Genomic DNA, 6,153 nt, shown 5'->3' on the forward strand with positions numbered 1-6,153 from the left:
CCCTCCTGCCCGTGACCGGCAGATCCACTTGACGGGAGGGACGCAACAGAAATCCATAGGGATCGGCTCTAGGCCGCCTGCTAAAGAAGTTATTTGGTCCGCGACAGGTTCCCGCCAAATTGCCGGCTTCCTAAAAAGGGATGGCGGTTCGTCCTTCACAGATCCGCGCCAGAGTGGCAGAGTCTGCATTGCTGGTGCCTAATGCCGCTTCCCGTGATGCCTACGAAGCCTTGACGCTTCCGGTGGCCATCATTGCAGGTGCAGAAGATCGACTGATCGATCCCCTCTTCAGTCGGCAAGGTTGAGCAAGGAGTTTGTTTACAGAAGCCTTTACTTGATCCCCAAAGTTAGTCACATGATCCACCACACGGACACGGATGCTGTCATGGCTAGATTGAGTAGGTTGCGACATTGCTAGGCAATGCGCCGCTTTAGCGTCCCTGTTGTGAGCTTATGCTTGGGCGTTGGGGTCAAGATATTTCAGTAATGCGCTTCGGGCGCATCGCATGGTTGCGAAGTCAGTCCGCGCGACTGGCTGTGGTCGAACATTGTGATCAGGAACAGCGGCGTGAGGTGTTCCTAGTCCGGCTTTGCACGCTCTGGTCTGAGACCTCCTGCACAAGCAAGCCTACGCTTTACTTTTCGCGCCGATCATGGCCCTCCGGCACAAAGGCATGGTAATTTCGACGAGCCATGAAACTTGCTCAAAAAAGGTCCACCTTGCGGCGAGATGTCATGGTGCGGGTTTGGGCTTTGCAACCGCTCGGGCCAATCAACCTGCTGCAGCGCCCGATGTTCCGATATCGTTGGCAATAGCCGGACGCCCTTCATGATCGAGCGATGACGCTGCAGGAAAACAGGATGGCACCCTGTTCAAGTTCCCGCATCAGAGTATGATCCCTTCTTCGTCTGCTTGCCGTCGATGACCGAAAAGGAACCGTCCGACTCCAGGATGACGGCTTCGATATCTTCAAGGCCACGCTGGCCTTCGGTACGCACCACCGTTTCAAGCTCCGCCTTGGTGACACGGGCGTTGCGCATCGCCTGGGTCAGGGGCTCGCCGTTGCGAAGGAGAAGGGTCGGCTCGGAGCGCACGAAACGGGAGAACCTGTGCGAGCGGACCGACAAGGCGGTGACAGCATATTGAAGCACGATGAGCAGGATGAGCCCCGTTATCCCTTCGGCCAAGGCAACACTCTCGCTGAGGAGAATAGTGGCCAACGTGGAGCCGAGAGCCACCGTAACCACGAGGTCGAACGCATTGAGCTTGGCGAGGGTGCGCTTTCCCGAAACCCTGAGCGAAACGACCAGGAGCAGGTAGGCCAGCGTCCCGACGATGATCGTGCGCACGATCCCACTCCAGCTTTGGAAAAACATCTCCGTCCAGTTCATGTGCCGCTCCTTTGTTCGTTCAACAACGGCACAGCTTGGGTTTCAGTTTCCCGATCGAATCCGCCGCCAGCAATTGCTGGTGCTGAAGCCGACACGCACCGGCAACTTTGTCACGACCCTGAGGCAAGCAAGCGTGCTGATCCAGGCAATCCGATGGCTCCCTGCCGAGGCGTCGGCGACTGAACCGGGCTCCGCGACCAGTGTTCTTCAACAGCAGGGCGGTTCGTGAGGCTCCCGTGTTGTCGACTGTTTGTCTGTCCGATGCCGACAACGCTTCACGGTTCCAATCATCCCGGCTTGAAACAACAGTACCCAAGGGTGGACCGGATATGGATGAAGAAATCGATGTGAGCGCGGACGTGGGTGTGATTATCGAAAAGGTGGAAGGCTGGATCAACGGCCTCATCGCCCTGATGCCGAACCTGATCGCTGCGGCGCTCCTGCTTCTGCTCTTCTATGTCCTGGCGCGCCTGGCAGGATATACCGTGACACGCACCTTGGTCTACCGGGGAAGGCCGGCGTTGGCGAATGTCGGAGCCGCACTTCTTCGCTGGTCGATCATGATCCTGGCGTTTCTGCTGGCGGCAACCATTGTCCTGCCATCGCTGCGCCCCGGCGATCTGCTATCGGGGCTGGGCATCGGCTCCGTCGCCATCGGGTTTGCGTTCAAGGACATCCTTCAGAACCTGCTGTCCGGCGTGCTGATCCTTTTGCGGCAGCCTTTTCGCGTGGGGGATCAAATCGTCGCCAACGGTTTCGAGGGCACCGTCGAGGACATCGAAACCCGCGCAACCTATATCAAGACCTATGACGGTCGACGCGTGGTGATCCCCAACTCCCAGATCTACACCGGGACCTTCACCGTCAACACGGCCTTCGACCTGCGCCGTTCGGAGTATGACATCGGCATTGGCTGCAGCGACGACTGGGAGCAGGCGATGCAGATCATGATCGATGTCGCCCGGGGCTGTGAAGGGGTTTTAGCCGATCCCGCACCCGAAGCGATCCCGGTCGGCATCGACGCGTATCAGAACACCATCCGGCTGCGCTGGTGGACAAGGCCCGACCGGGCAAGCGTCATCCACACCCAGGGGCGGGTCATCCTCGCCGCCAGCAAGGCATTGACTGCCGCGGGCATCGACATGCCTTACCCGACGGAGGTGCATCTGTGGCACGACCAGACCGAGCATACCGACGGCCATCGCAGCAAGCAGCGCGAGGGCTGGCCTGCCGGACCCCGCAAGGAGCCCGGTCCGCGTTGGCAGCCGGGCGAAGGGGTGCAGGATTGATGGCGCCAGCCAGAACATCATGAGCCGGCGCACATTTGAAAGGGTAGTCACCTTCCTGATGCTCAGGATCGACCGGATGCGCCTGCGGATCGACCGGATGCGCCTGCTTGTTTGTTTTCAGCTTCTGCAACAATACCGGACCGGATTGATAGATGAACGAGTGTCCTGTGCCGCAGGTCTGCCAAGAGTGAGCGCTGCGAAGCCGGATATCTCCAAGTCTTTCTTGTCGTTTTCGCACTGGCCACGACCGTCATGTTCTGGCTGTGAACGATGAACGTGCCTGGCCGAGGAAGGGCACAGGAACTGCGGGCGTGACGGTGACGCTTTGACTTTCAGGTTTCGGCATTCAGATCGGACCTCCAGTCGTCGCAGCCGAGTTCTTCAATCGAGCCACTGACGAGACCGAGAAGGATTGCCGATGACACCGCTTCAGATTGCTTCAGTCATTCTGGTACTGGCCGCTGCCTCTGGCAGCATCAATTACTTCTTTCTGAAGCTTCCTTCCTCGATCGGCATCATGATCACGGCGCTCCTCGGTTCTATCGTGATCCTGGCCGTCGACCACACCCATCCCGGCTTGCAGCTTGCCGAACAGGTACGCGACCTTGTTGCCTCGATGGAATTTTCCGGCTCGCTTCTGGACGGGATGCTGGGGCTCTTGCTGTTTGCAGGCGCGCTGCACGTATCTCTGGATGATCTGAAGCGTGAAGCGCTGCCTGTCCTGCTGATGGCGACATTGGGTGTGGCAATTTCAACCGCCATTGTGGGTATCGGATTTTCCTTGATCAGCGGCATGCCTCTTCTGATCGCCCTCGTCTTCGGCGCGTTGATCTCGCCGACCGATCCCGTTGCAGTGCTGGGCATCCTGCAGGACGCCAGGATCCGCAAAAGCCTTGAAACGAAGATCACCGGTGAATCGCTGTTCAATGACGGCGTTGGCTATGTCGTCTTCCTGCTTCTGGTCGGGTTGGCCTTTCCGGCAGCCAGCGCACACGGAGAAACCTCGTTCAGTGTGGCCGCCGCAGTCTCATTGTTCCTGCGGGAGGCATTGGGTGGTGCCCTTCTGGGCGCCGCTCTGGGATGGTGCGTGTTTCAGATCATGCGACGGATGAACGATTATCCGCTGGAGGTGATGCTGACCCTCGCCTTGGCCTTCGGTGGTTATGAGCTTGGGTTGGCTCTAGGAGTTTCGGCACCGATCATGGCTGTCGTGGCGGGCCTGATGATCGGCAATGTCGGGCGCAGGGACGCCATGTCCGAGGAAACGCGCAACTATGTCGACGGCTTCTGGCGCCTCATCGACGAGATCCTGAATGCCGCCCTGTTCCTGATGATCGGGATGGAGATCTTTCAGCTGAGCCTGACGCGCGACATGGCTGTCACGCTGCCAGCCGCCATCATCCTTGCACTGGTGGCCCGCTTTATCTCCGTGGCCTTGCCCATCCTTCTTTTGCGCCCGATCCGGCAGGAAGGCCGGGATGTTGTGCCGTTGATGACGTGGGGCGGCCTGAAAGGTGGGATTTCAGTGGCCTTGGCGCTTTCCTTGCCCGATAATGAGTGGAAGGCCTCCATCATCGCCGTGACCTATGCGGTCGTGATCTTCTCGATCCTTGTGCAGGGGCTGACGTTGGGCAGGTTCGCCCGCTGGCTGAACCGAAAGGCGCAGGAGCGGTCGGTAGACGATGCCCGGTCCTGACGCAGCACTTCACGTTGAAGGACATTGGCGCTTCGGCCAGTCAGCCTTTACCGTGATGGACGTGGAGGCGGTTCTTGTGATCACTCAGCACCTCGATGACCTTGCAATCCGAGATCGTGCCACAGGCGCGGTCTGTCAGCATGCGCTCCGGTTCCTGCTGCAGGGCTTGAAGCCGCGTGATGCGGTTTCTGAGTGATGCAAGCGGACGGCTGGCGATGACATCGGCTGCCGCGCAGGACATGTCAGGCTGGTCCGACAGGCTGAGAAGCTCCCGGATATCCTTAAGGGGCAGCCCAAGCTTGCGGGCATGGTGGATGAAGGCGAGCCGTTCTTGATGCTCTTTCCTGTAGAGCCGCTGGTTGCCTGCGCTGCGTTTCGCCTCTGATAGCAGGCCGATGTCCTCGTAATATCTGATGGTCGACACCTTGACCCCGGTCGTCACACTCAGTTTCCCGATGCTCGGCATGAGAAGCCCCTTGAACCTCTAGTGACTGAATATCTGTCTTCCCAACTCGATAAAGGAAGCACGTTGAGTGGGAGGCGCATGGTAGCTGAAATAAAAGGGCGGCAGGAATGAAGCGTCACCGGCTTAGACTGCGCGGCCTGCACGACAAAGGCGGTGCGGGCCCTCGAGCGGTTGCCGGTTGTCAGCGACGTCAAGGTTGCGCTGATGACGCAACGGCTGTCGCTGAACCAAGTGCCGGGCACCACCGAACCCGATGCCATCGAAGGCCTCGTTCGGCAGCTGGGCCTTGGAACTGCGCCGAAAGGCCAGCATGCTCCGCGCAACAATATCTTCGTGCTGCCGTGCACAGACCCTGCCACGCTGGCAGAAGATGGCGAGCGCAAAAATCCCAATCCGATGTCGTGCAATCACGATGCGGCACCGGCACTGCACGAGAGGTCATGGTACCGAACAGCGAAGGGGCGGCTTGTCCTCCTGACGAGCACGTTGCTTGCCCCCGCATGGCTGATCGACATGCTGACCTCTGCCGAGGCCGGATGCTGAGCGTTTGTCGCGACTTGCCTGATGGGGGCGGCGCCGGTGGCGAAGCGTGCCATAAAGCCCTTCGCATGAGTCAGCCGTTCACCATCGAGGGGCTGATGACCATCGCCGCCGGTGGCGCTTGCTGATCGTTGCGGCGGAGGAAGCGGCACTGGTGGTCTTCCTGTTCGCCGTGGGCGAGGTCCTGGAGGGTGTCGCGGCCGGAAAAGCGCGCCAAGGCATCCGGGCACTGGCCGATCTCGTGCCAAAGACGGCGCTGCGGGAGGGGGCCGGTCGCACACGGACTGTTCCTGCCGACAGCCTGGAGATGGGGCGGAATGGTTGGTTACAATGTGCAGACTGCGGTGGATGCCGAAACCCACCTGATCGTGACGCATGATGTCACCAACCAAGTGCATGACCGCGATCTGCTGGCGCCGATGGCGACAGCGGCGAAGGAGGTGTTGGCTCGGGACGACCTGAATGTGTCTGGCCGACAAGGGCTACTTCAGCAGCCGCGAGATCCTGATCTGCTTTGACGCAGGCATCACCACGACTGTGCTACGTCGCGAGACTTTGGGCAACCGCGGCAAGGGTTATGTACGTGAAGGCCGACTTCTCCTACGAACCAGACAAGGACGTCTATCACTGCCCGGCAGGCGAGGCGCTGAACTATCGCTACACGACCGGAGAGGAGGGTCTCCAGCTCAGGCGCTACTGGACAAATGCGGCAACTGCCCGATCAAGTCCCGCTGCACGACCGGCAAGGAACGCCGGGTCACGCGGTGGGA

At 59.9% G+C, this 6,153-nt stretch carries 6 protein-coding genes and 1 pseudogene; 4 read left to right on the forward strand and 3 right to left on the reverse strand.

What is annotated here, in order from left to right; translation table 11 throughout:
• Positions 1 to 873: 873 nt before the first annotated feature.
• A complete protein-coding gene (locus ACLHHB_RS09375; protein WP_410218014.1) occupies positions 874 to 1,392 on the reverse strand; it encodes a DUF421 domain-containing protein in 519 nt (172 codons plus the stop codon).
• 200 nt (positions 1,393 to 1,592) lie between these two features.
• On the opposite strand from ACLHHB_RS09375, the gene ACLHHB_RS09380 reads away from it, so the two are divergent.
• Both ACLHHB_RS09380 and ACLHHB_RS09385 read left to right on the forward strand, forming a co-directional pair.
• The gene (locus ACLHHB_RS09380; protein WP_410218015.1) at positions 1,593 to 2,681 is read left to right on the forward strand and encodes a mechanosensitive ion channel family protein; all 1,089 of its coding nucleotides are present in this window, start codon (positions 1,593 to 1,595) and stop codon (positions 2,679 to 2,681) included.
• Between the two features lie 418 nt (positions 2,682 to 3,099).
• The gene (locus tag ACLHHB_RS09385) at positions 3,100 to 4,377 is read left to right on the forward strand and encodes a cation:proton antiporter (RefSeq protein ID WP_410218016.1); all 1,278 of its coding nucleotides are present in this window, start codon (positions 3,100 to 3,102) and stop codon (positions 4,375 to 4,377) included.
• 40 nt (positions 4,378 to 4,417) lie between these two features.
• Here ACLHHB_RS09385 and ACLHHB_RS09390 read toward each other — a convergent pair whose 3' ends face one another.
• Positions 4,418 to 4,843: a MerR family transcriptional regulator gene (locus tag ACLHHB_RS09390; protein WP_410218017.1), complete on the reverse strand. Its 426-nt coding sequence runs from the start codon at positions 4,841 to 4,843 to the stop codon at positions 4,418 to 4,420.
• A gap of 204 nt (positions 4,844 to 5,047) precedes the next feature.
• On the opposite strand from ACLHHB_RS09390, the gene ACLHHB_RS09395 reads away from it, so the two are divergent.
• Positions 5,048 to 5,386, forward strand: a complete 339-nt coding sequence (locus ACLHHB_RS09395; protein WP_410218018.1) for a hypothetical protein — start codon at positions 5,048 to 5,050, stop codon at positions 5,384 to 5,386.
• A 70-nt stretch (positions 5,387 to 5,456) separates the two neighbouring features.
• Here the strand turns inward: ACLHHB_RS09395 and ACLHHB_RS09400 are convergent, their stop codons facing one another.
• Positions 5,457 to 5,600: a hypothetical protein gene (locus ACLHHB_RS09400; RefSeq protein ID WP_410218019.1), complete on the reverse strand. Its 144-nt coding sequence runs from the start codon at positions 5,598 to 5,600 to the stop codon at positions 5,457 to 5,459.
• 88 nt (positions 5,601 to 5,688) lie between these two features.
• On the opposite strand from ACLHHB_RS09400, the pseudogene ACLHHB_RS09405 reads away from it, so the two are divergent.
• Positions 5,689 to 6,153, forward strand: a pseudogene (locus ACLHHB_RS09405) (transposase); the annotation flags it as partial.

This window comes from Paracoccus sp. (in: a-proteobacteria) (assembly GCF_046462195.1).
Taxonomy (GTDB): Bacteria; Pseudomonadota; Alphaproteobacteria; order Rhodobacterales; family Rhodobacteraceae; genus Paracoccus.

Coding starts and splice junctions, on each gene's coding strand:
- ACLHHB_RS09395 (WP_410218018.1), top strand. CDS start 5,048: ATGACGCAACGGCTGTCGCTGAACCAAGTGCCGGGCACCACCGAACCC.
- ACLHHB_RS09390 (WP_410218017.1), bottom strand. CDS start 4,843: ATGCCGAGCATCGGGAAACTGAGTGTGACGACCGGGGTCAAGGTGTCG.
- ACLHHB_RS09375 (WP_410218014.1), bottom strand. CDS start 1,392: ATGAACTGGACGGAGATGTTTTTCCAAAGCTGGAGTGGGATCGTGCGC.
- ACLHHB_RS09385 (WP_410218016.1), top strand. CDS start 3,100: ATGACACCGCTTCAGATTGCTTCAGTCATTCTGGTACTGGCCGCTGCC.